The following is a 24,772-nucleotide window of genomic DNA, read 5'->3' on the forward strand; positions in this document are numbered from 1 at the left end:
AGTCCCGGACGATCCGGTACCCCACCGGCAGCGGCTCAGAGACGGAACACGACGGCGTCGCCGATCTCCTCGCGGGTGATCCCGAGCTGGTTGACCGGCGCGTCCACGGTGACCTCCCACGGCGTGCCGACGATCTGGCCGCGCAGCAGCACCACGTTGCGGACGCCGAGGACCCGCAGGTAGTCGACGCTGGTCCGGTCGGGGAAGGCGAGCGTCACCCGGCGCACCTCGTCGAGCTGCGTCGGGGTGAAGCCACTGCCGCCGTTGACCACGTCCTGGAACCGGCTGGTCGTCCAGAGCATCACCGGCTGGTCCAGGTTCTGGCCGCTCGGCAGCACCAGCATCGGGCCGTCCACCGTACGCATGGCCACCGGCTGCTCGGGCACCACCGGGTGCGGCGTGACGTTCAACCCCTCGACCGTCACCAGCAGCAGCGGGAGCAGGGCGACGGCACGCAGCCAGGGCGACGGGCGGGCGGCGGGCCCCTCGGCGGTGAGTTCGCGTACCCGCTCGGAGAAGGCGGTGACCGCACCGGCCGCGAGCAGGCCGAGCAGCAGGGTGGCCCAGAGCATCAACCGGCCCGGGGTGCGCAGGCCGTTCCAGCCGGGCAGGTGCTCGAAGAGCGGCGCGTAGGTGAAGGTGCCGTCGAAGAACCGGGTGCCCATCGCCAGCACCAGGGCGACCAGCACACCGGCGAGCAGCAGCAGTCGGTGCCGCAGCCGCCAGACCGAGACGAACAGGCCACCTGCGGCCAGCGCGTAGAGCACGAAGCCCGGCAGCAGGGTCATCTCCGGGTGCCAGGGCAGCGTCTCCCGGGCCCCCTCGTGCAGCGCGCCCCAGATCCGCGACTCGGGCGGCGCGGTGAGGAAGCCGATCGCCGGCGGCGAGTAGACGCCGATGTCGCCGAGCGTGCGCTCGGCGTTCGGGTGCAGCTCGGCCACCTTGAAGAACGGGATCGCCAGCAGCACGCCCACACCGGCGAAGGTCAGACCGCCGATCAGGTCGGCGACGAGCAGGCGGGTCCCGAACGGGCGCTTGACCGGCCGGAGCACGTACCGCCGCAGGAACCAGGTCACCGCCGCGACCAGCACGATCCCCGCGAGGACGTACGCGAACACGAGGCCGATCCCGAAGCCCAGGCTGAGCTGCCAGGCGGCCACCAACCAACCGGCGTGCGTCCAGCCGGTGTGCCGGCGTTCCGGCCGGTAGCCGTGGCGCAGCGACCAGCCGTGCCCCCGGGCCAGCATGGCCAGCGCCAGCGGGATGCCGCCGTTGGAGACGATGTGCAGGTGACCCGCCTGGGCGAGCAGCCACGGGGCGTAGGTGTAACTCACCCCGGCCACCGCCGCGCCGGCCCGACCCGCCCCCAGCTGACGGGCCAGCACGTACGCCCCGAACGTGGCGAGCGCGTGGGCCAGCACGAAGATGATGTTGTAGCGCAGCACCGCCGCCTCCGGGCCGGTGCCGATCATGCCGGCGGGCGCGTAGCCGAGCAGCATGTCGGAGAAGGCGAAGCTCCACGCCTCCGGGAAGAACGTGTTCGAGTGGAACAGTTGGCCCGGCTCGGTCCGCAGGGCGTGCCCGGACCAGGCCATCTGCCACGCCTGAAGGCTCGGGTCCCAGTAGTCCTGCGGCAGGGTGTAGAGCGGGTAGCGCAGCGTCGGCCAGGTCAGCGCGGCGGCGAGCGCCAGTGCGGCCAGGGCGGCGAGCGTCCACTCGTGCACGAGCAGCCGGCCGACCGTCCGCGCGGCGCGACGGGGACGCCCGGGGACCGGCTCCGGGGCGGGCGCGAACGCCGACCAGGGGTCTGCCGCTCCGTCCTTCTTCTCCGCGTCGGCCTTCGTACCCTCGGCGGCCTCGGACCCGGCGGCCTTGTCGCCGTCCGTGTCGTCACCGGCCTCGGTGCTGTCCCCTGCGGCGACGCCTCCGGCGGCCTTCTTCGCCGTGGTGGAGGCGGCCTTCCAGGTGCCTCCGGCGGCCTCTTCCGCGGTGGCGGTGGCCCTCTCCGGGGCGGAGGCGGCCTTCTGCGGGGCGGGAGCGGGTGGTGTGGTGCCCGTGGCGTCGGTCGTGTCGTCCGGGCGGGTGGCCCCGGTGGGGTCCCCGGCCGTGCTGCCGGCGGCGAGCCGGCCCGTGCCCGTGCCCGTGCCCGGACCCGGGCCTCCGCCGCTGCCGGTGGTCTCCGCCGGACTGTCCGGGCGGGCGGCCGGGGCTGCCACCGCGTCGCCGGACGCGGCGGCGGCTTGCGGGTCGGTGTGCGTGGTGTCGGCGTCGGGGGTGGTGCCCCGGCCGTCCGGTCCGTCGGTCTGCCCGGCCGGCTGGCCGCCGTCGGTCGTGTCGGTGGTCATCCGGCTCAGACCCCCGTCCCGAGTCGCTCCCGCAGGAAGGCGATGTCCGCCGCCTGTCCCGCTGCGCCGCCGGGTGTCTCGACGATCACCGGCGCGCCGGCCGCCCGGATCACCGCGACGACGAGGTCCGGGTCGATGGTGCCGCCGTCCAGGTTGTCGTGCCGGTCCTGACCGGAGTTGAAGGCGCCCTTGGAGTTGTTGGCGTGCACCAGGTCGATCCGTCCGGTGATGGCCTTGACCCGGTCGACCAGGTCGAGCAGTTCCTCGCCACCGGCGTGGGCGTGGCAGGTGTCCAGGCAGAAGCCGACCTCGTGGTCGCCGAGGGCGTCCCAGAGCCGGGCCAGCGCGTCGAGCCGCCGGGCGCAGGCGTTCTCACCGCCGGCGGTGTTCTCGATCAGCACCGGGAGCGGGAACCCGCCGGATTCCGCCGCGTACGCGAAGGTCTTGCGCCAGTTGTCGAAGCCCACGGCCAGGTCGTCGCCGGCGTTGACGTGCCCGCCGTGCACGATCAGCCCCTTCGCGCCGATCTCGGCCGCGGCGGCCGCGTGGCCGAGCAGGAGCTTGCGGCTGGGGATCCGGATCCGGTTGTTCAGCGTGGCCACGTTGATCACGTACGGGGCGTGGACGTAGAGGTCCACGTCGGCGGCGCGCAGCCGGTCGGCGTCCTCCCGCGGTTTCGGGGCCTTCCAGCCCTGCGGGTCGGAGAGGAAGAACTGCACCGCTCCGGCGGAACGGGAGGCCGCCTCCGCCAGCGGGTCGGCCTGGTCGACATGGGCTCCGATACGCATGCAGGGGAGCCTACGTCGCATCCCCGACGCCTGGGGTGACGGTCGTGGGGGAGTCCCGCCGCTCGCCGCGTCACCGTGCGGGCCGGTGGTCGTTGAGCCGGGTGGGATCGACGTTCGGCTCTCCCGGATCCAGCGGCCGCAGCCGTGGCGGTCGATCCCGATGCGGGTCACCCCCGTCGTGCGGCCCGGCACGTCGGGGGCGGGACCCGTTCCGCCGAGTCATCACTCGACGACAGAATCTCGGACGAATAGTTGCAATTCCACCATCTGGGTACGAGAGTCGTTGTACCGTCAGATAACAACAGGATGAAGCTCCGCGGGGCGTCCTCGATCCAACCTCATCGGTGTGGTCGTTCCTCCCCAGGTCCCACCCAAGGAATGCGGACGGGACGCCCCGCGGCCTCGTGGACAGGGGTCCGCCGCCGGCCTTCGGGAGCCGACGCGGGCCCCTGTCGCCGCGTCCGGACCGGCCGTCACCACCTGCCCGGGCATGATCGTCCGGACCGGGTATCCTGGTCCGGTTGTCCGCGTCCGGCCGGGTCCCCCCGGTTGGGAGCGGGCCACGACGCAGACCTCCTGCCACGGAAGGACCGTGGCCGCCTAGCCCACAGGAGGTGAGTACGTCTTGCGTCATTACGAAGTCATGGTGATCCTCGACCCCAGTCTCGAGGAGCGCACCGTCGCCCCGTCGCTCGACACGTACCTGAACGTGATCCGGACCGCGGGTGGCTCGGTGGAGAAGACGGACGTGTGGGGCCGCCGGCGCCTCGCGTACGAGATCAACAAGAAGGCCGAAGGCATCTACGCCGTGGTCGACCTCCAGGCGACGCCGGAGGCGGTGGCTGAGCTGGACCGTCAGCTTCGGCTCAACGAGTCCGTGCTGCGCACCAAGGTCATCCGGCCGGAGATGCGCTAAGCATTCAACCCGGTTCGCCCGGATCAGCCTCATCGGCGCTGTCAGAGGGTTCTGAGAGCCTGTACGGCAGAACGATGAGTGCGCGAGGAGATGGTCATGGCAGGAGACACCACCATCACGGTCATCGGCAACCTGACCGATGACCCCGAGTTGCGGTTCACCCCGTCCGGTGCGGCGGTCGCCAAGTTCCGGGTCGCTTCGACGCCCCGGTTCATGGACAAGGCCTCCGGCGAATGGAAGGACGGCGAGCCGCTCTTCCTGGCCTGCACCGTGTGGCGGCAGGCGGCGGAGCACGTCGCCGAGTCGCTCCAGCGGGGCGCCCGCGTGATCGTCTCGGGTCGACTGCGTCAGCGGTCGTACGAGACCCGCGAGGGTGAGAAGCGCACCGTCATCGAGCTCGAGGTCGACGAGATCGGCCCGTCGCTGCGCTACGCCACGGCGAAGGTGCAGAAGATGTCGCGCTCCGGTGGCGGCGGCGGTGGCTTCGGCTCCGGTGGCGGTGGTGGTCAGGGCGGCGGCGGAGGCAACTTCGACGACCCCTGGGCCTCGGCCGCGCCCGCCCCCTCGCGCGGTGGTTCGGGCGGCAACTTCGACGAGGAGCCTCCGTTCTAATGGCGCCGAGCGCCCGCGATCGCAAACCAGGAGCACGAGCAATGGCCAAGGCTGCGGCACTTCGCAAGCCGAAGAAGAAGGTGAACCCGCTCGACAAGGACGGGATCACCTACATCGACTACAAGGACACCGCGCTGCTGCGCAAGTTCATCTCCGACCGCGGCAAGATCCGCGCTCGGCGGGTGACCGGCGTCACCTCGCAGCAGCAGCGCCAGATCGCCCGTGCGGTCAAGAACGCCCGTGAGATGGCGCTCCTGCCGTACACGGCGACGGCCCGCTGAGAGGAGGCACCGACATGAAGATCATCCTGACCCAGGAAGTTTCCGGTCTCGGTGCCCCCGGCGACATCGTCGAGGTCAAGAACGGCTACGGCCGTAACTACCTGATGCCGCAGGGCTTCGCGATCGCCTGGACCAAGGGCGCGGAGAAGCAGGTCACGCTGATCAAGCGGGCCCGCTCGGCCCGCGAGATCCGCGACCTCGGCCACGCCAACGAGGTCAAGGGCCAGCTCGAGGGCCTGAAGGTCAGCCTGAAGGCCCGTGCCGGCGACGGTGGTCGGCTCTTCGGCTCGGTCACCCCGGCCGAGATCGTCGACGCCGTCAAGGCCGCCGGCGGCCCGGTCCTCGACCGGCGTCGGCTGGAGCTGCCCGGTCACATCAAGTCGACCGGCTCCTACCCGGTGCGCATCAAGCTGCACCCCGAGGTGACCGCCAAGTTCGACCTCAACGTCGTCCAGGGCTGACACCCGACAGCACGACGGAAGGGCCCGCACCGGCATCCGGTGCGGGCCCTTCCGCATGCAGCAGCAGCGGACCGTCCCCGAACCGGCTCCGGCGGGGTGTCGGCCAGCTCATCCGATCGGCTGGCCGGTGATCGCGCTGATCATCACGGTGGAGAGACCGCCACCGACCACGGCCGCCGCCAGCGCCACCGTCGCCGGCCGCCACGTCGTACCGACCCGGCGCAGCAGCCCCGCGACCACCAGGCTGCTCACGAACGCCAGCCCGAACCGCGGCGCCCCCGCCACCAGGGACCCGAAGGCGTGCGCCCGCGGCGAGTCGCACCCACCGCCGCTGATGTCCGTCACACAGCCGGCCGGCGCCTGACCGTCCAGGGTGAGCAGCCACAGGAAGACCAGCACCGCCGGCACCAGGTAACAGGCCGCGGTGTAGACCAGCGGACGCAGCGGACCACCCGGATCCGGGTCGAGCAGATCGTCCTCCAGCCGGCGGTTCCACACCCCGGCGCCACCCACGGACTCGATCCGGTCCCGCCAGGACGGCGCGGCGACCGGGGCGACCGGCTCCAGCCGACGCCGGGGCGTCGGCCGCGGACGCGGCGCACTGTACGCCACCGCCGGTGAACGCGGCGCCGACGGAGGCGGGTCCATCCACCGTGGATCGTCCCCGGCCAGGCGGGTGCCCGACCAGAAACCCTCCGGCTGCTCCGCCCACGGCCAGCCCTCACCCGTGCCCGGCTCCACCGACTGCGGGGGAATCGTACGGTCCCAACGACCGACGTCGGTCCGGTCCTCGTCCCAGGGGCTCGTGTCGGCGTACCGGGCCCGCCGCCCGGTCCCGGCGTCCCGCAGCCCGGCGTCGGTCCGGTCCCACTGCGCGGTGTCGGTGAACCGGTCGAACTGGCCGGTGCTGTCCCCCCACCCGGCCGTGCCACCCGCCCGTTCCCAAGGGTCGTCGGCACCGGAGCGCTGCCAGACGTGCACCCCGGAGGCGTCCCAGGGGTCCACCGCAGGTCGGCGCTCCGGCTCCGGCTCGACGGCCCGCTCCGCACGGCTCCACGGATCCGCCGCCGGGCGGGACCAGGATTCGGCCGACGCCCGACGGCTGCGCCGGATCGGTCGCTCCGGCTCGCCGTCGTCCGTGGCCGGCTCACCCTCGGTCTCCTCCAGCCCGGACCAGATCACCTGTGGACGACGGGCGGCGGAACGGCGCGGACGGGTCGCCGGCGCGGGCGCGGAGACCGGGGAGTCATCGTCGTCGGCGCGCCGGCTGCCCACGTACCCCTGCTCCTGCGGACGGTCGAAGGTCCACTCGCGGGTGTGGTCGTCCGGCTCGGGGGCCGCGCCGATCTCCCGGACCTCACCCCAGGTGCGTTCGCTGCGTCGCCGTGCCGCGCGTCGTCCGGAGCTGGAGACGGGACGGTCGTCGTCCTCGTCGTCGTCCGGCGCGGCGTGTCGACCCCGACCGTCGGCGTGCGCGATTCCGGACTCCACGGCCCACGGCGGCAGGTACGCGTCCACCGGCTCCTGCTGGCCACGCTCGATCGCCCGACGGCGGCTCGGCGTACGGCGCCGCTCCGCTCGGGAGGCGTAGGGGTCGGCCGGGACCGGCTCGCCGGGGCCCTCCCACGGAGCGATCGGCCGGCCCTCGCGCGGGCTGCCCTCCCCGCGCTCCCAGTCCCGGTAACTCACGGCCGGAGCGTGACCCTTCTCAACCGAAAGTGCAATCCGCTGTCCAGGTGTAGCCGTTCGCAGGAGATAGTACGGGAAATCCGACCCGGAAGGCTCACCGGAAATTATTCGTCCACAGGGTGGGGATTGAGTTTTCCCAGGTCAGAAGGGTTTGGCCTGGAATTCCCCATCCGCTGTCCACAGGCTGTGCACACGCTACGCACACGCTTGTCCACCCACGTCCACAGGTTGTCCCGAGGCTCGTCCACCGCCGCTCTTGGTGCGCTGACCTCGGGTTCCGTATCGTGGGGCACCGACCGGTCGCGCGATGCCCCCCGATCGACCGGCCCGGTCCGATCGGAAGCTGTCGCACCTGGCCGGTAGAGCTGAACTCGACTCGACGCAGTGGAGGGGGATCCGTGTCGGTCACCGACGACATGCGGGCGGAGCCCCGGGCCGGCGGCGGGCAGCCGTCCGCCCCCGCGCAGCGTGAGGGGCAGTTCGACAAGACCCCGCCGCAGGACGTCGCCGCCGAGCAGTGCGTCCTCGGCGGCATGCTGCTCTCCAAGGACGCCATCGCCGACGTCGTCGAGATCCTCAAGACCAACGACTTCTACCGGCCGATCCACGCCACCATCTTCGACACGATCCTCGACATCTACGGCCGGGGCGAGCCGGCTGACGGGATCACCGTCGCGGCGGCCCTGGCCGACTCCGGTGACCTCGCCCGCGTGGGTGGCGCCCCCTACCTGCACACCTGCATGGCAGCCGTGCCGACCGCGGCGAACGCCGCCTACTACGCCCGGATCGTCAGCGAGCGCGCCGTGCTGCGTCGACTGGTCGAGGCCGGCACCCGGATCGTGCAGCTCGGCTACGGCACCGCCGCCGGCGGCAGCCGCGACGTCGACGACGTCGTCGACCTGGCCCAGCAGGCGGTCTACGAGATCACCGAGAAGCGGGTCAGCGAGGACTTCGCCATCCTGGCCGACATGCTCCAGCCGACGCTGGACGAGATCGAGGCGGTCGGGGCCCAGGGCGGGGTGATGACCGGTGTGCCGACCGGGTTCACCGATCTGGACCGGCTGCTCAACGGTCTGCACCCGGGGCAACTTATTATCGTTGCAGGCCGCCCTGGCTTGGGCAAATCAACCGCTAGTATGGACTTTGCCCGAAATGCGGCTATCCGCGCCAACCAGGCGGCGGCGATCTTCTCGCTGGAAATGAGCAAGGTCGAGATCGTCATGCGACTCCTCTCGGCCGAGGCCCGCGTCCCGCTGCACGTGCTGCGCAGCGGCCAGCTCTCCGACGACGACTGGACCAAGCTGGCCCGCTGCATGGGCGAGATCAGCGAGGCCCCGCTCTTCGTCGACGACACTCCGAGCATGAACCTGATGGAGATCCGGGCCAAGGCTCGGCGGCTCAAGCAGAAGCACGACCTCAAGATGATTGTGGTCGACTATCTCCAGCTGATGACCTCGCCGAAGCGGACCGAGAGCCGGCAGCAGGAGGTCGCGGACCTCTCCCGTGGCCTGAAGCTGCTGGCCAAGGAGGTCGAGTGCCCGGTCATCGCGGTGAGTCAGCTGAACCGTGGCCCGGAGCAGCGTACGGACAAGCGACCCCAGCTGTCCGATTTGCGTGAATCAGGCTCAATTGAGCAGGATGCTGACGTCGTCATCCTGCTGCACCGCGACGACTACTACGACAAGGAATCGCCCCGGGCCGGCGAAGCGGATTTTATTGTTGCCAAGCATCGGAATGGCCCTACCGACTCGATCACCGTGGCCGCTCAACTTCACCTGTCCCGCTTCGTCGACATGGCAGTCGTCTGAGTGCTGGGCGGACGGTCGCCCGACCGAGCAGCGGAGGCCAAGCGGGCCTGTCGCCCGCTCCCACCCGTGGTGACGCGACAAAGGCCCGGCCCCTGACGTGGGGGCCGGGCCTTCGTGGGTGCCGATCAGTGTCGCTTGGCGAAGCTGACGAATGCCTGCCAGGACTGCGGGTCGAACTGGAGGGTGCCGCCGTCCCGGTTCTTGCTGTCGCGGACGGCGACCACGCCGGGCAGATTGTCGGCCACCTCGACGCAGTCGCCACCGCTCGTACCGCTGCGAGTCGACTTCCTCCACTGTGCGCTACTGAGGTCCATGTTGGCTCTCGACTTGCTTCAACAGGGCGACCGACAGAGCTTGCGGGAGAGCGACGCCCCGCACGCTCTCCCATCTCGCCTGAAGCGTAGCCACTGCATCCTCGGCGTCGATTACTGAGCCGGCAAGCTGGTTCTCCAGGTGGCCGACCCAGCCACCGTCCGGAAGCATGGCCAGGGCCAGCGGGCCGGACAGGCCGACATGCAGGCCGGCGTCGGCGGGGATGACGTGGACGTGGACGTGCGGCAGCTCGGCCATGCGCAGCAGGTGCGCGAGCTGCTCGCCCATGATCGCGTCGCGGCGGCGCAGGGCGGACTCGTCCATCACGGCGACGACCTGGGGCGGACGCTCGCGGGTGAGGATGCTCTGCCGCTCCAGCCGGGCGGCCACCTGCTGCTCCACCTCGGCCTCCGGCCGGGTGTCGTCGAAGCGCAGCACCGCGCGGGCGTAGTTCTCCGTCTGGAGCAGCCCGGGGACCAGGTTGGGGTTGAAGTAGCGGAGCTGCCTGGCGGCCCGCTCCGCCTCCAGCCAGGGCTTGAACCACGAGGGCTGGCCGTCGCGCTGCGCCACGCGCTGCGGCTGCGGTGATGGCCCACAGGGTGATCCCGCACGTGGCGATGCGTCCGTTGTGGCGCTGCCGCAACTGCGGTGCCGAGTGGCCGTGTCAGCCGGCCCGGCTCGGCCTGCTGGTGGAATACCGAGGAAACCGGACCGCGCTACTGCTCTACCTCGGCGCGTTGATGGCCGAGGCCCGTGACCAACTCGCCCAGCTTCACCCGGACCGGGCCCCGGAACTGCACGAACGCTTCCTCGCCTGGGCTCGGGCGCGCGGACAACCCACGCTCGACTAGGGAGGGCCGTGGGCCGGGCGGGCCGGCCCACGGCGTGCGGCTCAGCCGAACATCTCGTCGAGGAAGCCCTTGTGCTTCTTGCGCTTGTAGTGCCCGTGGTAGCCGTGGTGCTGCTGCGGGTGGCCGTACACCGGCTGCGGCGGGTAGCCGGGGGCGGGCGGCGGGGGCGGCGGTACGGCCGGGTAGCCCGGCTGGTGCGGGGGCGGGGGCGGCGGCGGGGCGTACCCGCCCTGGTGCTGCGGGGCGGGAGCGTGGGGCTGCTGCCCGGGCGGCGGAGGGCTCTGCTGCTGGTTCCAGCGGGACTCGGCCTCGAAGAGCTTCTCGAGCTCGCCGCGGTCGAGGAAGATCCCTCGGCACTCCGCGCACTGGTCGATGACGACGCCGCTGCGCTCGTACTGGCGCATGTCTCCGTGACACTTGGGACAGGTGAGCTGCATCGCTCGACGGTACCCGGTCGGAGCGAACTTCAGGCGGTGGCGACGAGCGCCTCGCTGACCTCGTCGTCGGAGACCTCGTGGAAGTCGTCGTAGTAGGCGCCGACCGCGCCGAAGCCGGGCGGGCGCTGGGCGCAGATCACCTGGTCCGCCTCGGCGGCGAGCATCTCGTACGCCTCCTGGGAGCCGACCGGCACCGCCACGACGACCCGGCCGGCGCCGAGGTGGCGGGCGACCTGGACGGCGGCCCGGGCCGTGGCGCCGGTGGCCAGGCCGTCGTCGACGATCACGGCGGTACGGCCGGTGAGGTCCAGCGGTGGCCGACCGGCCCGGTAGCGGGCCTCCCGGCGTTCCAGTTCGGCCTGCTCCCGGCGTTGCACGTCGGCGACGTCGTCGGGGCCGAGCTGGGCGGCCACCGGGTCGTTGAGCACGCGGACGCCGCCGGGGCCGAGCGCGCCGAAGGCGACCTCGGGGGCGAACGGCATGCCCAGTTTCCGGACCACCAGCACGTCCAGCGGCGCGCCGATCCGGTCGGCGACGACCCGGGCCACCGGCACGCCGCCCCGGACCAGCCCCAGCACGACGACGTCGGGTTGCCCGACCAGGCCGGTCAGTCGTTCGGCGAGCTGCCGGCCGGCGTCCTCGCGATCGCGGTAGGTGCTGCTCATGTCTCCAGGTCTACGCCCTTCCAGCGGCCCCTGTCGGCGAAACCGGGACTCCGGTCGGGGTGAGCGCGGGCGCCCAGACCAGCAGGGCGAGCGGGTAGAGCAGGTAGCCGAAGCGGGTGGAGGGCATGAGCAGGATTGCGGCGAGCAGGCCGTACCCGCAGATCAGCGCGGTGGCGGCGGCGGTGCGGGGCGGGCGGCGCAGCAGCCGGACGGCGATGGCCAGGCCGACGGCGACGAGCAGCGCGCCGGCGACCACCCGGCCGGCCGGCAGCGTGGTCGCGACGAGGTGGCCCGGGAAGGGGGACTGGGCGGGGCTGGTGACGAGGCCGTGGCCGAGCGGGAAGCGCAGCACGTTCTCCACCAGGGCGTCCCGGTCCACCAGCAGGGCCGGGACCAGGGCGAGAAGCGGCAGGCCGAGCGCGCCGGCGGTGACCCGCAGCCCGGCCCGGCGGGTGGCGCCCCAGAAGATCAGGACCAGGGCGACGGGCCAGGCGAAGAGCTTCAGCGCCCCGGCGAGCCCGACCGCGACGCCCGCCGCGCCGGGCCGCCCGACGGCGGCGAACGCCAGCGCGAGCAGGCAGAGCGCGAGTACGGGCAGGTCGTCGCCGCCGGTGGCGAGGGTGAGCGCGCAGACCGGCAGCACGGTCGCCGCCTGTACGCCCCGCAGCACCGTCGCCGGGGCGGGCCGGTCGGTCGGGAGGCGGCGCGGGTCGCGCAGGACGGCCACGGCCAGGGCCAGCACCAGCGCGGTGACCAGGGCGAACCAGACCCGTGAGTCGGTCCACCAGGCGTCCACGGCGGCCCGGGGCAGCCCGAACAGCGCCATCCCCGGCTGGTACGGCGTGTAGCCGAGCAGCCGTTCGTCGGCGGGGAGCGCGGCGATCGCGTCGTGCCCGAGGTACGGGGTGCCGGTGTCCGCCAGCCGGATGCCGGCGTGCTCGACCACCACCACCTCCTCCTGCGCCCGGTCGGTACGCCCCGACGCCCGTTGCACGCTCTGCGCCACCAGTGGCAGCAGGGCGGTGGTGGCCCAGGTCAGCCCGGTGACCGCCCAGCGGGCCGGGGTCGCGGTCAGTGCCGGACGGGACCGGCGGGCGAGGAGTTGGCCGGCGACCAGGAGGGCGGCGAGCAGGTAGCCGAGCGCCGCGACGCTCCCCCAGGCCCGGTGCGGCGGCAGGGTGGAAGTGGCGGCGGTGACCGCGGCGAAGGCGGCGGAGACGGCGTACAGGCCCAGGTCGAGGGCGAGGCCCCCGGCGGCGGAGTCCACCGCGCGCCAGGTGCGGGCGGCTCGGTCGAGGGCGGTCACGCCGGCCAGTCTGGCAGACCGGTCGGGTGCGGCCCGGCGGGCCCGAGGTCAGGCCGGCAGAGGTCAGGCCGGCAGGTGGGGAAGGCCCGTCGCGCGGCTCCGACCGGGCTGGCGGCGGCCGGGGGCGAGGCGGATGACCGCGCCGGTGTCGTGCAGCGGCGGGACGAGGGTGCCCGGACGGCCGCCCGAACCACGCTGGAGGGCGGCGAGGAGGGTGCCGGCGGGCAGCGGCCGGGCGAAGAGGTGCCCCTGTCCGGCGGCGCAGCCCAGCTCCCAGAGGGCCCGGCGCTGCGGTTCGCTCTCCACGCCCTCGGCGACCACGGTCAGGTCGAGGCTGCGGCCCAGGTCGAGGGTGGAGCGGATGACGGCGGCGGCTTCCGTCGACCCCTCCATGGCGGTGACGAAGCTCCGGTCGATCTTCAGCTCGTGCACCGGGATGCGGGAGAGCAGGGAGAGTGACGAGTAGCCGGTGCCGAAGTCGTCCAGGGCGAGCCGGACGCCGGCGTCGCGCAGCCGGCTGAGCACCCGGTCGACGACGTCGAGCTGGCTGAGGGTCAGCGTCTCGGTCAGCTCCAGCACCAGCCGGTCCGGCGGGAGATCGTGCGCCCGCAGCCGGGCGAGCACCGCGCCGGGGAAGCGGGCGTCGAGCAGGCTGCGCGGGGAGACGTTGACCGAGACCGGCAGGTCGAAACCGGCGGTACGCCAGCTCACGGCCGCCAGCAGCGCCTGGTCGAGGATCGCCTCGGCGAACGCGGGCAGCAGGCCGGAGCGTTCCACCGCCTCCAGGAAGCGCAGCGGGTCGATCATGCCGTGGGTGGGGTGGTGCCAGCGGGCCAGGGCCTCCGCTCCGGTGACCTCGCCGGTGCCCAGGTCCACGATCGGCTGGAAGTTGACCGTGAACTCGTGGTCGGCCACCGCCCTGGGCAGTTCCCCGCCGAGGGTGAGCCGGCCGAGGTCGGCGGTGTCCCGGCCCGGCGCGTACGTGGCGATCCGCTGCCCGGCCCGCTTCGCCTGGTACATCGCCACGTCGGCGCGGCGCAGCAGCTCGGGCATGCCGCCGCTGGCCGGGGCCACGGCGATGCCGCCGCTGGCCTCCACGCTGATCCGCATCCCGTCCACGTCGAACGGCTCGTGCAGGACGCCGATCAGCGCCTCCGCCCGGTGCGCGGCCACCGCGGGGGCGGGCAGGGCGCGCAGCAGCACGGCGAACTCGTCGCCGCCGAGACGGGCCACCAGGTCCTCGTCGCGGGCGGCGCGCCGCAGCCGGTCGGCGACCTGGGTGAGGACCTGGTCCCCGGCGGCGTGGCCGAGCGTGTCGTTGACCTCCTTGAAGTGGTTGAGGTCGATCAGCACCAGCGCGGTGACGCCTTCGGCGTGTCGGGTGGCGAGCTGTGCGGTGCCGCTCTCCAGCAGGTGCCGGCGGTTGGCCAGCCCGGTCAGCGCGTCGTGGGTGGCGGCGTGCTCGTGCTCGGCGGCCACCCGCGCCAGCTCCGCGTACGCCTGGGCGTTGCGCACGGCGGTGCAGAGCGCGGAGGTGAAGGTGCGCAGGGTGTACTGCTCCCGTTCGGAGAGCTGCACCGGGCCGCGGAAGCGCAGCCGGAGGGTGCCGACGTCGGCGGTGCGGTCGTGTCCTTCGAGGCGGGCGGTGACCACCGCGCCGTCGACCGGGCTGGGCTCGCCGGCCGGCCCGTCGTACGTGATGGTGCTGCCGGCGCCGCGGATCGTGCGCCTGCCGTCGCGCAGCGCGATCTCGACCTCGTCGGCGGAGAAGAGTTCGGCGGCCTGGGTGACCGCGGTGGTGAGGACCTTGTCCAGGTCGACCACGTTGAGCGCGTCGGTGGTGCGGGCGAGGCGCTGCCAGGCCTGTTGCTCGGTGCGGGCCTTGACCCGGTTGGAGTAGAGCAGGTGGAGGCTGAGCACCAGCGGTGGCACGGCCAGCAGGAGCCTGCTGTCGCCTTGGAGGATCAGGACGGTGCCGATGATGACGACGAGGCGGGCCAGCGCGAAGGCCAGTCGGAAGCCCCAGTCCTCGCGGAACAGGTCGGCGAGCCGTTCACCGGTGGCGAGGGCGATGACCGGGAGGGTGACCACTTCGTCGAGCAGCACCGCGACCAGGTAGGCGAGCGAGAGCGGCAGGATCGTCTCGGCCAGCGGCTCCTCGCCCGGCCGCCATCCGGCGATGTGGAGCACCAGACCGGCAGCGGTCGCCACGAGCATGTTCTTGCCCACGCCGAAGGCCGCCTTGATCAGGGGTATACGGGTGAGCACCATGACCAGCACAAGGCCGATCCCGGTGGCCAGCACCACGTGCGATGCGGGTGAGACCGTCAACCCGATCACGATGGCGGTCTCGGTCCAGGCGATGTTGTGGTTGTTGGCCCGGATCCGGATGCGCACCTTGGCCGTGAAGCCCACCGCCGTGAGGGAGACGACGGCGAGCCAGATCACCGGCGAGCTCGACGGCTGCGAATGGAGCTGCACGACCGACACGGTGGCCGATACGGCCGCCAGAACGACGACGAGACCGACTAACGGCAGCAGCCGTCGATCGGTCCCGTTTCGTCGGTCTTGTGGAGCCACCCATCGTCCTCATTCAGTCACCGATGGCTGTTCGCTCCGCAAGCGTACTGCTCTTCAGATGTCGGTAGAAGGTTTACTCAGGTCCACTCGTGCGACTTCATCTCGACCCCCAGTTGAAGTTTCAATGGCTTGGCTTGACCGTGGGAGCCTAAAACGGATTGAGTCACGTTTGGGAATATGAATGTCCATATGCGCAATATCAGCAAACTCAAACGCATTTGTCACGTTCTGTCCATCGTCCCGCTGCAGAGTGCGGTGCCCGGCCGGGCTGGTCCGGTGCAGCTCCCCACCGCCGGAGTATGCGCGCGGGCCTCGATCGTCAGGACGGAACAATCCTTAGTGTCATGGTGTCGGCGGCTCGTTCAATCCGCAGATCGGCCTGTCTCATCGTCAATGCTCTCGTCCGGTCACCGTGGCGTTGCGGGGCGCTGTGGTTGTGCGACGGCCCTCATTCCCCGTCGTCGAAAACCTCCGTACAGTGATCAGCGAATGTCCGCCGATCAGTTGCCGAGGAACCGGTGGAGATACGAGCACTGGGTAACCTGGAAGTGCGACTCCAGGGCGACGGAACGGATCTCGGCACCCCCAAACAACGGGTCGTTCTCGCGATGCTCGTCGGGCACGTGGGTCGGCTCGTCTCGGTCGACGAGCTAGTGGACGAGTTGTGGCCGGAAGCCCCACCTCGGTCCGCCGTCGCCAACGTGCGCAGCTACGCCGCCAACCTCCGTCGCACCTTCGACCGTAGGGCCGGGGGGCGAGGACTCCTCGTTCGTGAGGGTGCCTGCTACCGGCTGACGGCACCGCCGGACCGCACCGATGCCGTGCGAACCAGGGCGTTACCGACTGCATGACCTGATGCGGCAGTACGCGGTCGAACTCTTCCGTGACCTCGGCGAGGACCGGGAGCGGGACCGCTCCGCCCTCCGGCTGCTGGATCACGCCCTGCACGCCACGGTCCGCAGAGCCGCGCCGATCGAGCGCCCGGTGTTGCTCAGGCACCTTGATCTGGATGTTCCACAGCGGCCGGATCTGCTCGAAGGGGCGGATCCGGCCGACGTGGAGTGGCTGGAGCGGGAGCGGTCGAACCTCGTCGCACTGGTTGCCCTCGCGACGGAGGAGGGTCTGCACGAGTACGCCTGGCGCCTGGCGCGTTCGCTCTGGCGGTTCTGCTACATCCGCGGCTACTTCGACGACATCACGGTGACCCACCGGGCCGGACTCACCGCCGCGGAGCGGAGCGGGAACCGCAGGGCCCAGGCGGTGATGCACAACTACCTGGCCGTGGCGTACCGCGGTGTCGGTCGGCTGGACGAGGCCCGTGAACAGCACGAGCTCGCCCTGGAACTCGGCATCGACTCCGGGGAGCGCCACGTGCAGGCAGCCGTTCTCAACGACCTCGGCTCGACGGCCGCCCTCTGCGGCCGGAGCCGGGACGCGATCGCCGCGCACTCCCAGGCACTGTCCATCGCCACCCGGATCGCCCATCCGTACGAGCAGGGGCGGGCGCTGGCGGCTCTCGCCGACCATCTGGCGGATCCCGGGGAGAGCCGGCGATACCGGCAGCGGGCTCTGGCGATCTTCCGGCGGATGGGTGCTCCGGATCGGCACGAGTTGGAGCGCCGGCTGGCCCAGGACTCTCCGGCGGACCCGGCGCGAAACGGATCGTCCGCCGCCTGACCAGGGCTGTCATCGCTTATCGATTTCTTATCGCCGCCCTCGTTAGCGTGGCATGCCGGCGATCGGGGGAGGTTCTGGCCACGGTCAGAACCAGGCCGGCCAGGCCCCCGCCCGTCAGAGATCCCCCCCAGTGACTCCGACGGGCGGGTACGGCGGGGAGGGACGCCCGGTGGCGTCCCTCCCCGGCCACGCCTGCCGATAGGCTCGCGGACGTGACCGATCCCGCCCAGCTCACCCATGTCGACGCGGCGGGCGAGGCCCGCATGGTCGACGTCTCCGCCAAGCAGGTCTCCGGGCGGCTCGCCGTCGCCGCCGGCCGGCTGCGCACCACTACCGAGGTGGTCGACCTGCTCCGCCGCGACGGCCTGCCCAAGGGCGACGCGTTGGCGGTCGGTCGGCTCGCCGGCATCATGGGCGCCAAGCGCACCCCGGACCTGATCCCGCTCTGCCACCCGATCGCCCTGCACGGCGTCACGGTCGACCTGCACCTCACCGACGACACCGTCGAGATCACCGCCACGGCGCGCACGGCGGACCGCACCGGGGTGGAGATGGAGGCGCTGACCGCGGTGGCGGTCGCCGGCCTCGCCCTGGTGGACATGGTCAAGGCCGTCGACCCGGCCGCGTCGGTGGACGCGGTCCGGGTGCTGCGCAAGGAGGGCGGCAAGACCGGCGAGTGGGTACGGCCGGAGGACCGGCCGTGATCCGGGCGCGGGTGGTGGTGGCCTCCAACCGGGCCGCCGCCGGGGTCTACGCCGACACCAGCGGTCCGCTGCTCGTGGCGGGCCTGCGGGAGTTGGGCTGCACCGTCGACGAGCCGGTGGTGGTTCCCGACGGCGAGCCGGTGGGCGAGGCGCTGCGCAACGCCCTGTCGGACGGGGTCGACGTGGTCCTGACCAGTGGCGGCACCGGGATCACCCCGACCGACCGGACGCCGGACGTGACCCGGGCGCTGCTCGACTACGAGGTCCCCGGCATCGCCGAGGCGATCCGGGCGTACGGCCGTGACCGCGTGCCCGCCTCGGCGCTGAGTCGGGCGGTCGCCGGGGTGGCCGGGCGGATGCTGGTGGTCAACCTGCCCGGGTCGACCGGTGGCGCGAAGGACGGCCTCGCGGTGCTCGGCCCGATCCTCACCCACGCCGTCGACCAGCTCCGTGGTGGCGACCACTGAGGGCGCGGGCGCGTCGTGCCGGGCGATAGGCTCGCCGGGAGCGCGGAGCGAGGTCCCGCGTCGCGGACCGAACGGAGGCCAGCCCGGTGAGCACGGAAACCGCCGCCGCGACGGCAGAGGCCGCCGTACCCCCGCCGGCCGGCTGGGAGGAGGCCCGCTCCCGGGTGTACGCGGTCGGCCTGGCCGCCGCGCTCCCGGCCGTCGGCCGGCCGCTCGCCGAGACCGACGGGCACACCCTCGCCGAGCCGCTGACCACCCGGACCGACCTGCCGGCCTTTCCCACCTCCAGCGTGGACGGCTGGGCGGTGCGCGGCGCCGGCCCGTGGGACGTCATCGGGCGGGTGCTGGCCGGTAACACCCCGGCCCCGCTGACCGTGGACGGCACCACCGTCGAGATCGCCACCGGGGCGATGGTCCCCGAGGGTACGACCGCCGTGCTGCGGATCGAGGAGTCGAGCCGTACCTCCGACGGGCGGGTCACCGGCACGCCCCGGCCGAAGCCGGAGTGGCGGGAGCCGGGCGAGGAGGCGCACGCGGGTGAGGAGCTGCTGCCCGCCGGCACCCCGGTCGACCCTGCGCTGATCGGCCTCGCCGCCTCCTGCGGCCACGACCAGCTGCGGGTGCGCCGGCAGCCCCGGGCCGCGCTGCTGGTCTTCGGCGACGAACTGCTGACCGCCGGCCCGCCGGGCGCGGGTCGGGTCCGCGACGCCCTCGGCCCCGCGGTGCCGGCCTGGCTGCGCCGGTACGGCTGTCAGGTGCGCCCCTCCGACGTGGTCGGTCCGGTGGCGGACACCCTTCCCGCCCACGTGGCCGCCCTGCGCGGCGCGCTGGCCAACGCCGACCTGGTCTGCACCACCGGCGGCACCATGCACGGCCCGGTGGACCACCTGCACCCCGCGCTGGAGGCGTTGGGCGCGGACTACGTGGTGAACACCGTCGCGGTCCGTCCCGGCTTCCCGATGCTGCTGGCCCGGCTGGCCGGCACCGACGGCCGGGTCCGCTTCGTCGCCGGGTTGCCGGGCAATCCCCAGTCCGCGATCGTCGCCCTGGTGTCCCTGGTCGCGCCGCTGCTCGCCGGGCTGTCCGGCCGGCCGATGCCGGCGCTGCCGTACGCCACGCTCGCCGAGCCGGTGCCCGGCCGGGGCGCGTACACCCATCTGGCGTTGGTCCGGCTGGACCGGGCCGCCGGCACCGCGCACCCGCTGCGCCACGTCGGTTCGGCGATGCTGCGCGGGCTGGCCGGCGCGGACGGTTTCGCCGTGATCCGTCCCGGCACCACCGGCGAGGCCGGGGCACGGGTGCCGGTCGTACCGTTGCCGCTGCTGCCCGGGGAGCGCTCATGGTGACCGCCGATCCGTCCGTGACCGTCCTCGCCGTCACCGACCGCCCGCTCGACCTCGCCGCGCACGAGGCGGCGGTGGCGGACCGGCGGGCCGGTGCGGTGGTCTCCTTCCAGGGCGTCGTCCGCGACCACGACCACGGCCGCCCGGTGACCGTGCTGGAGTACGAGGGGCACCCGAGCGCCGAGGCGGTGCTCCGTGAGGTCGCCGCCGAGGTGGCGGCCGACCCCGACGTGTACGCGGTCGCGGTCTCGCACCGGATCGGCCGGCTGGAGATCGGCGACGCGGCCCTGATCGCGGCGGTCAGCACCGCGCACCGGGCGGCGGCCTTCGCGGCCTGCGCACGCCTCGTCGACGAGGTCAAGGCGCGGCTGCCCATCTGGAAGCGTCAGGTCTTCGCCGACGGCACCGAGGAATGGGTCAACTGCCCCTGACTCGGGCCCACCCCCCGCCCCCCTCACCTCGCGCCGCGCGTCCCCCGCCCACCTCGCGCCGCGCGCCCCCGCCCACCTCGCGCTGCGCGCCCTTCGGCCGCGCGCACACTTCGCGCCCAACCCCCACCGCTCCGCCCACGCCCCGCGCCCAGGCCGCGCAATTTCCTGGAAATAGTGGCCATCCGGCGTCGGATAGCCACTATTTCCGTGAAACTGTTGCCGTCGTGGTTGCCGTCGTTGCCGTCGTTGCCGTCGTTGCCGTCGTTGCCGGCAGGTGGGCGGGGTGGGCGGGCCCGGTGGAGTGGGTCAGCGGCGGGCGGCGACGGGGGCGGTGCGGGCCAGCCGGTCGGTGTAGAAGGCCGGCTCGGCGCCGGGACGCCAGGGCAGCGCGGCGACCAACACGATCAGCGCCAGCGCCAGCGAGTTCTCCATCAGCGCGCCGAAGAGGCCGTCCTGGTAGTGCGAGACCTCGGGGAGTTGGTGCTCGTACGGCCAGATGGGCGAGACGAGGAAGAGCAGGTAGAGCCCGACCGCCGCGACGGCGTGCCGTAGGCCGGTCAGCGTCGGGTACCAGATCGGCGGGCGCAGCCCGGCAACCGCGGGCGGTCCTCCGTACCCGGTCGACTGGGCGGCCCGCAGGGTCGGCCCCCGGCTCGCCTCGTGGCGGCGTACCGCGGCGTCGGCGAGCACGACGATCGCCGGGATGACCCAGACCAGGTGGTGCGTCCAGGAGATCGGGCTGATCACGTTGGCGGTGAGCCCGACCAGGGTGAACGCGGTCAGTTCGTCGCCGTCGGCGCGTGCCGTGGCGGCCCGGGACAGACCGAGCGCCAGGATCAGCACCGAGAAGGACAACCAGAGCAGGCCGGGCGTCTCGATCGAGTCGTACAGGCGGGCCAGCAGGCCGGCCAGCGACTGGTTCGGCGTCATGTCGGCGGCGCCGACCCGTTCGGTCTGCCAGAGCACTCCGGCGAAGTACGCCCGCGACTCCGTGCCGACCATGCCGAAGGTGGCCAGGGTGACACCGATGGTGGTGCCGACGGCGGTGGCCGCGGTGCGCCACTGCCGGGTGACCAGCAGGTAGACGATGAAGAGGGCGGGGGTCAGCTTCACGGCGGTGGCCAGGCCGATGCCCATGCCGGCCCACGCTCCGCTGTAGAGGAAGCGCAGGAAGGGGCCGTCGGTGGGCCGGCCGTGGGTGCCTCGCCGGGAGCGCCAACGCAGCCCGACCAGGTCGGCCATGATCAGCGCGAAGAGCAGCACGTTGACCTGGCCGTAGCCGAGGGTCTCCCGGACCGGTTCGATGGCGACGGACATCGAGGTGGCGATCCCGACGGTGAACCAGAGCGACCAGCCGAGCCGGTCGACGATCGGGCGCAGCAGCGCGGCCAGCACCACGGCCAGGGCGCCGATGCTGCCCGCCGCGTTGATCCAGCCGGCGGCCTCGACCGGCACGCGCGCCATCGGCAGCATCGCCAGGGCGGCGAAGGGCGGGTAGGTGAAGCCCAGGGTGGTGGTCGGCGCGATGAACTCGTAGAGCTCGTGGCCGCTCGCCCACCACACCACCGCGCCGTGGTAGATCTTCATGTCGAAGAAGTTGTACGGTCGCCCGAACGCGCCGATGGCGAGCCATGCGGCATAGGCGACGGCGGCCACGATGCCGACCCGTACGACTGTCCTGCGATCGATCCCACGCGCTGCGCGATGGACCGGGGCGAGGCGGTCCAGCCCTCTACCGACGATCGTCGGCATGGCGTGGCCACCCCCGTACCAAGGTCGTCCTACCCGTCCAGGTCCGGTACGGAGCCTAGAACGGCGCCTCACGTTGATGCCTCCCGCGTTATGCGACCGTGTCCGATCCCACACATGTTTTTGACATTTCCACCGCGTTAACGCCAGTGGAGTGGTTCAGGTGATTCGCGGCCTTGCGGGGGTGGTGGCCGTATTGATGCAGGTCAGCCCGGAAGTCGCCGGGCGGTGGACGCCGACAGGGCGGCGATCCTCGCCTCCCGGCGGGCGGTACGGACCGCGCGCTGGACGGAGCGTCGGGAGTGACCGATGCGGTGACCCGCCCGCCAGCGCAGTCCGGGCTTTCCCTCGGTGTCGGCGGCGGCGAGCAGCAACCCGCCGAGGAGCCCGAGATTCTTCAGGAAGTGGATCTGGTTGTTGGCCCGCGTCGCCGGGTCGTCGTTCTGCCAGAACGGGTGTCCGGCGACCGTGGTGGGCACCAGCGTGCCGGCGAGCACCAGCGCCGCCGGCCGGGTGAACCTTCCGGTGGCGAACATCAGGCCGGCGGCGAGCTGCGCGACGGCATTGGCGCGGATCAGTGTCTCGGTGTCGGTGGAAAGCTGCGGGGCGGCCCGCTGGATCAGGGGGGCGACCCGGTCGGTGACCGGCTTCGCGGTCGGCGCGAGACGCTCGGGGTGCTGGAGGTTGCGGGCGCCGCTGACCACGAAGATGCCGCTCAACATGACGCGGGCGAGGGAGCGCACGGGTTTCATGGATCAGTCATACCCCGCCGGGGCGGCCGTTATCCGGACAACGGCCGATCCGGATCGGCGGACATGCACGCCGCGCCACGCCGATTCGAGCGACCGTCGCTGATGGACCGGTCGTGGCGGGTAACGTCGCGCGGGTGACGACCCTGCGGTTGCGCCCCGAGGGACCTGCCGACACCGGCCCGGTCCGTCGTGTGCTGGCCGCCGCGTTCGCCCGTCCGGACGGCACGACGCCGGGCGAGGTGGGGCTCGTCGACGAGTTGCGGGGCAGTCCCGCCTGGATCCCCGAGTTGGCCATGGTCGCCGAGTACGGCGGCGAGGTGGTCGGGTACGCCCTGCTGAGCCGGGTCCAGGTGAAGTCCGACGACGCCCGGTACCCGGCGCTGGCGCTCGGGCCGGTCGGGGTGGCCCCGCACCGGCAGCGGGTCGGCCACGGCGCCGCCGTGGTGCAGGCGGCGCTGGAGGCGGCGACCGAACTGGGCGAGCGGCTCGTCGTGGTGCTCGGCGACCCGGCCTACTACCGGCGGTTCGGCTTCACCCGGGCGGACCGGGTGGGGCTGACCAGCCCCTGGTCGGGGCTCGGCGAGCCCTGGCAGGCGCTGGTGCTGCCACCGGACGTCAGCGGCGAGCCGCCGCCACCGGCGGGTGAGGTGGTCTTCCCGCCCCCCTGGTCGCGGGTCTGAGGCTGACCGGTCAGGCCGGCTGGGTACGCAGGTAACGGCCGAAGTGCGGGACGGTGAAGGCGACCGTGCCCCGCTCGCCGGAGTAGATCAGCCCCTTCTTGATCAGCGCGTCCCGGGCCGGGGAGAGGCTGGCTGGCTTCCGGTCGAGCGCCCGCGCGATCTCGGCGGTCGGCACGGCGGCGTCCATGTCGTCGCGTCCGCCGCCGTCGACCTCCCCCGCCACGAGGGACAGCGTCGCCATGGCCCGCATGTACTCGCGTTCGGCCGGGGTGGCCCGCTCGAAGCGGGAGCCGAAGAAGCCGACCGCCAGCTCGGCCTCCGCCTCGGGTGCGGCGACCCGGACGTCCGCGGCGGTGATCGGGGACCGGGGCGCATGGTCCCAGGTGGCCTTCCCGTACGCCTGGACGAAGTACGGGTAGCCGCCGGAGGACTCGTAGAGCAGGTCGAGAGCCTTCTGTTCGTACTCGACCTCCTCCCGCTCGGCGGGCGCGCAGAGTGCCTGGTCGGCGGCGAGCCGGTCGAGCCGGTCGATGCGCTGGTAGCGGTAGAGGCGTTCGGAGTACGACTTGGCCGCGCTCAGCACGGCCGGCAAGTGCGGCAGGCCGGCGCCGACCACGATCAGCGGCGCACCGAGCTGGGAGAGTTCGTGGCAGGCCGCGCAGAGCGCGGAGACGTCCTCCGCGCCGAGGTCCTGCATCTCGTCGATGAAGACGGCGATCCCGGTGCCCACGTCGGCGGCGACCCCGGCCGCGTCGCTGAGCAGCTCGACCAGGTCGATCTCGATGTCGCCGGAGTCGGCCCGGCCACTGGTCGCCGGCACGTCGATGCCGGGCTGCCAGCGGTCGCGCAGCTTCGGGGCGGCGGCTCCCCGCCCGGTCGGCGTGCCACGCTGGGCGAACGCCTTCAGCACACCGAGGAAGGCGTCGATCCGGTCCGGGGCGCGGTGCCGGGGCGCCAGTTCGCGGACCGCCATGTGCAGGGCGGCGGCGATCGGCCGGCGCAGCGACTGGTCCGGCCGGGCCTCGATCTTGCCGGTGCCCCAGAGGTGGTTGATCGCCTGCGAGCGCAGCGTGTTGAGCAGGACCGTCTTGCCGACGCCGCGCAGCCCGGTGAGCATCAGGCTGCGTTCGGGGCGGCTCCGGGCGACGCGCTCCAGCACGACGTCGAAGACGTCCAGCTCCCGCCCCCGCCCGGCGAGTTCGGGCGGGCGCTGGCCGGCGCCCGGGGCGTACGGGTTGCGGACCGGATCCACGTATCGCACAATATCGGGCCGTCTAGCCGTCGGCCTAGAGATGGATAGACGGGGCTATCGGCGTGTCCCCGACTCTCGACCCAAAACTAGGGCTGTCTAGCATCCACGCTAGACAGCCCGATATTCGGCTACGGAGCCGGTCAGCGCTTCCGGAGGCAGAGCACGAAGTCGAGCGAGTCCAACTCGCTGTCGTAGAAGAACCAGTCGGAGTAGCCCGCCACCTGGCCGCACTTGGCCTCGGCGTCCCGCTCGCCGCTGGTCTCACCGTCGAACCGGCGCAGCACCTCGTACGTCCCCGAGCCGCACTCGGCGATCAGCAGCCTCGGTCTGCCGCCGGCCGGCCCGTCGTTGCGGACGCACTGCCCCACCGCGACGAACCGCGGATCCGAGGAGGAGGCCGGCGCCGGTGTGGTGGGGGCCGGCCCGCCCGGACCGGGGCGGACGGGATCGACGGTCACCGGCGGCGCGGCGCTGCCCGCCACCGGCGTCGCCGCCTCCTCCCGCCCGGACAGGAGCCACAGCACGCCGGCCCCACCGAGGACGACAGCCGCCAGCACGGCCAGTACCGCGACCAGGGGGCCCCGGCGCTTCGGGCGGGGCGGCGTCGGGTCGCCCAGGTACGCCGCCGGCCCGCCCTGCTGGTACGGGACGACGGACGGATGCGGT

At 72.7% G+C, this 24,772-nt stretch carries 25 protein-coding genes and 1 pseudogene; 13 read left to right on the forward strand and 13 right to left on the reverse strand.

Annotation, left to right across the window (positions count from 1 at the left end):
• Positions 1 to 35 precede the first annotated feature (35 nt).
• Positions 36 to 2,345, reverse strand: coding sequence for a hypothetical protein (locus ACPFP2_RS04855; RefSeq protein ID WP_424086507.1), 2,310 nt, complete (start codon positions 2,343 to 2,345; stop codon positions 36 to 38).
• 5 nt (positions 2,346 to 2,350) lie between these two features.
• Entirely contained in the window at positions 2,351 to 3,133 is a 783-nt protein-coding gene (locus tag ACPFP2_RS04860) for a deoxyribonuclease IV (RefSeq protein WP_424086508.1), read from the reverse strand.
• A gap of 625 nt (positions 3,134 to 3,758) precedes the next feature.
• Here ACPFP2_RS04860 and rpsF point away from each other — a divergent pair.
• The 4 genes from rpsF (at position 3,759) to rplI (ending at position 5,403) form a co-directional block, all read left to right on the forward strand.
• Positions 3,759 to 4,049 carry a 30S ribosomal protein S6 gene (gene rpsF / locus ACPFP2_RS04865; protein ID WP_088643630.1) on the forward strand — a complete coding sequence of 97 codons (291 nt, stop codon included), beginning with the start codon at positions 3,759 to 3,761 and terminating at the stop codon, positions 4,047 to 4,049.
• Positions 4,050 to 4,127: 78 nt separating this feature from the next.
• Positions 4,128 to 4,661 carry a single-stranded DNA-binding protein gene (locus ACPFP2_RS04870; RefSeq protein WP_170839349.1) on the forward strand — a complete coding sequence of 178 codons (534 nt, stop codon included), beginning with the start codon at positions 4,128 to 4,130 and terminating at the stop codon, positions 4,659 to 4,661.
• A gap of 41 nt (positions 4,662 to 4,702) precedes the next feature.
• The gene (gene rpsR, locus ACPFP2_RS04875) at positions 4,703 to 4,942 is read left to right on the forward strand and encodes a 30S ribosomal protein S18 (RefSeq protein WP_007073789.1); all 240 of its coding nucleotides are present in this window, start codon (positions 4,703 to 4,705) and stop codon (positions 4,940 to 4,942) included.
• A 14-nt stretch (positions 4,943 to 4,956) separates the two neighbouring features.
• Positions 4,957 to 5,403 (forward strand): 50S ribosomal protein L9, encoded by a 447-nt coding sequence (rplI, locus tag ACPFP2_RS04880; RefSeq protein WP_424086516.1) that lies wholly within the window; start codon positions 4,957 to 4,959, stop codon positions 5,401 to 5,403.
• Between the two features lie 108 nt (positions 5,404 to 5,511).
• On the opposite strand, the gene ACPFP2_RS04885 is transcribed toward rplI, so the two are convergent.
• On the reverse strand, positions 5,512 to 7,092 hold the full coding sequence (locus ACPFP2_RS04885) for a hypothetical protein (RefSeq protein WP_424086518.1): 1,581 nt from the start codon (positions 7,090 to 7,092) through the stop codon (positions 5,512 to 5,514).
• A gap of 398 nt (positions 7,093 to 7,490) precedes the next feature.
• Between ACPFP2_RS04885 and dnaB the strand changes: the two genes are divergently transcribed.
• Positions 7,491 to 8,900, forward strand: a complete 1,410-nt coding sequence (gene dnaB, locus ACPFP2_RS04890) for a replicative DNA helicase (RefSeq protein WP_424086520.1) — start codon at positions 7,491 to 7,493, stop codon at positions 8,898 to 8,900.
• A gap of 125 nt (positions 8,901 to 9,025) precedes the next feature.
• On the opposite strand, the gene ACPFP2_RS04895 is transcribed toward dnaB, so the two are convergent.
• Both ACPFP2_RS04895 and ACPFP2_RS04900 read right to left on the reverse strand, forming a co-directional pair.
• On the reverse strand, positions 9,026 to 9,214 hold the full coding sequence (locus ACPFP2_RS04895; protein WP_091294152.1) for a DUF397 domain-containing protein: 189 nt from the start codon (positions 9,212 to 9,214) through the stop codon (positions 9,026 to 9,028).
• Positions 9,201 to 9,785 (reverse strand): annotated as a pseudogene (locus ACPFP2_RS04900) (DUF5753 domain-containing protein); the annotation flags it as partial. The pseudogene ACPFP2_RS04900 and the gene ACPFP2_RS04895, both read right to left, overlap by 14 nt.
• A gap of 14 nt (positions 9,786 to 9,799) precedes the next feature.
• On the opposite strand from ACPFP2_RS04900, the gene ACPFP2_RS04905 reads away from it, so the two are divergent.
• Complete coding sequence (locus ACPFP2_RS04905; RefSeq protein ID WP_424086522.1) at positions 9,800 to 10,063, forward strand: flavin reductase; 264 nt, start codon at positions 9,800 to 9,802, stop codon at positions 10,061 to 10,063.
• A 41-nt stretch (positions 10,064 to 10,104) separates the two neighbouring features.
• On the opposite strand, the gene ACPFP2_RS04910 is transcribed toward ACPFP2_RS04905, so the two are convergent.
• From ACPFP2_RS04910 to ACPFP2_RS04925, 4 genes are all read right to left on the reverse strand, one after another.
• Entirely contained in the window at positions 10,105 to 10,500 is a 396-nt protein-coding gene (locus tag ACPFP2_RS04910) for a zf-TFIIB domain-containing protein (RefSeq protein ID WP_424086524.1), read from the reverse strand.
• A 29-nt stretch (positions 10,501 to 10,529) separates the two neighbouring features.
• Positions 10,530 to 11,165, reverse strand: coding sequence for a phosphoribosyltransferase (locus ACPFP2_RS04915; protein WP_424086526.1), 636 nt, complete (start codon positions 11,163 to 11,165; stop codon positions 10,530 to 10,532).
• A gap of 10 nt (positions 11,166 to 11,175) precedes the next feature.
• On the reverse strand, positions 11,176 to 12,471 hold the full coding sequence (locus ACPFP2_RS04920) for a glycosyltransferase 87 family protein (protein WP_424086528.1): 1,296 nt from the start codon (positions 12,469 to 12,471) through the stop codon (positions 11,176 to 11,178).
• Positions 12,472 to 12,534: 63 nt separating this feature from the next.
• Positions 12,535 to 15,051: a putative bifunctional diguanylate cyclase/phosphodiesterase gene (locus tag ACPFP2_RS04925; protein ID WP_424086530.1), complete on the reverse strand. Its 2,517-nt coding sequence runs from the start codon at positions 15,049 to 15,051 to the stop codon at positions 12,535 to 12,537.
• A 548-nt stretch (positions 15,052 to 15,599) separates the two neighbouring features.
• Here ACPFP2_RS04925 and ACPFP2_RS04930 point away from each other — a divergent pair.
• From ACPFP2_RS04930 to ACPFP2_RS04955, 6 genes are all read left to right on the forward strand, one after another.
• Entirely contained in the window at positions 15,600 to 15,902 is a 303-nt protein-coding gene (locus ACPFP2_RS04930; protein ID WP_424086957.1) for an AfsR/SARP family transcriptional regulator, read from the forward strand.
• 4 nt (positions 15,903 to 15,906) lie between these two features.
• Entirely contained in the window at positions 15,907 to 16,728 is an 822-nt protein-coding gene (locus tag ACPFP2_RS04935; protein ID WP_424086532.1) for a tetratricopeptide repeat protein, read from the forward strand.
• Positions 16,729 to 16,940: 212 nt separating this feature from the next.
• The gene (gene moaC / locus ACPFP2_RS04940) at positions 16,941 to 17,432 is read left to right on the forward strand and encodes a cyclic pyranopterin monophosphate synthase MoaC (RefSeq protein WP_424086534.1); all 492 of its coding nucleotides are present in this window, start codon (positions 16,941 to 16,943) and stop codon (positions 17,430 to 17,432) included.
• Positions 17,429 to 17,899 (forward strand): MogA/MoaB family molybdenum cofactor biosynthesis protein, encoded by a 471-nt coding sequence (locus tag ACPFP2_RS04945; protein WP_424086536.1) that lies wholly within the window; start codon positions 17,429 to 17,431, stop codon positions 17,897 to 17,899. Before moaC ends, ACPFP2_RS04945 begins: the two co-directional genes overlap by 4 nt.
• Positions 17,900 to 17,985: 86 nt before the next feature.
• Positions 17,986 to 19,245: a molybdopterin molybdotransferase MoeA gene (locus ACPFP2_RS04950; protein ID WP_424086538.1), complete on the forward strand. Its 1,260-nt coding sequence runs from the start codon at positions 17,986 to 17,988 to the stop codon at positions 19,243 to 19,245.
• Positions 19,239 to 19,673, forward strand: coding sequence for a molybdenum cofactor biosynthesis protein MoaE (locus ACPFP2_RS04955; protein ID WP_088976659.1), 435 nt, complete (start codon positions 19,239 to 19,241; stop codon positions 19,671 to 19,673). Before ACPFP2_RS04950 ends, ACPFP2_RS04955 begins: the two co-directional genes overlap by 7 nt.
• Before the next feature lie 306 nt (positions 19,674 to 19,979).
• Here the strand turns inward: ACPFP2_RS04955 and ACPFP2_RS04960 are convergent, their stop codons facing one another.
• Both ACPFP2_RS04960 and ACPFP2_RS04965 read right to left on the reverse strand, forming a co-directional pair.
• Positions 19,980 to 21,425, reverse strand: coding sequence for a glycosyltransferase 87 family protein (locus ACPFP2_RS04960; RefSeq protein ID WP_424086541.1), 1,446 nt, complete (start codon positions 21,423 to 21,425; stop codon positions 19,980 to 19,982).
• 203 nt (positions 21,426 to 21,628) lie between these two features.
• Positions 21,629 to 22,174, reverse strand: coding sequence for a DoxX family protein (locus tag ACPFP2_RS04965; RefSeq protein ID WP_424086543.1), 546 nt, complete (start codon positions 22,172 to 22,174; stop codon positions 21,629 to 21,631).
• A 134-nt stretch (positions 22,175 to 22,308) separates the two neighbouring features.
• On the opposite strand from ACPFP2_RS04965, the gene ACPFP2_RS04970 reads away from it, so the two are divergent.
• Positions 22,309 to 22,854 carry a GNAT family N-acetyltransferase gene (locus tag ACPFP2_RS04970; RefSeq protein ID WP_424086545.1) on the forward strand — a complete coding sequence of 182 codons (546 nt, stop codon included), beginning with the start codon at positions 22,309 to 22,311 and terminating at the stop codon, positions 22,852 to 22,854.
• A 10-nt stretch (positions 22,855 to 22,864) separates the two neighbouring features.
• Here ACPFP2_RS04970 and ACPFP2_RS04975 read toward each other — a convergent pair whose 3' ends face one another.
• Positions 22,865 to 24,106, reverse strand: a complete 1,242-nt coding sequence (locus ACPFP2_RS04975) for an ATP-binding protein (RefSeq protein WP_424086547.1) — start codon at positions 24,104 to 24,106, stop codon at positions 22,865 to 22,867.
• 140 nt (positions 24,107 to 24,246) lie between these two features.
• Positions 24,247 to 24,723: an LppU/SCO3897 family protein gene (locus tag ACPFP2_RS04980; protein ID WP_424086959.1), complete on the reverse strand. Its 477-nt coding sequence runs from the start codon at positions 24,721 to 24,723 to the stop codon at positions 24,247 to 24,249.
• Positions 24,724 to 24,772: the final 49 nt, after the last annotated feature.

Source organism: Micromonospora citrea (assembly GCF_049629545.1).
Taxonomy (GTDB): Bacteria; Actinomycetota; Actinomycetes; order Mycobacteriales; family Micromonosporaceae; genus Micromonospora; species Micromonospora citrea_A.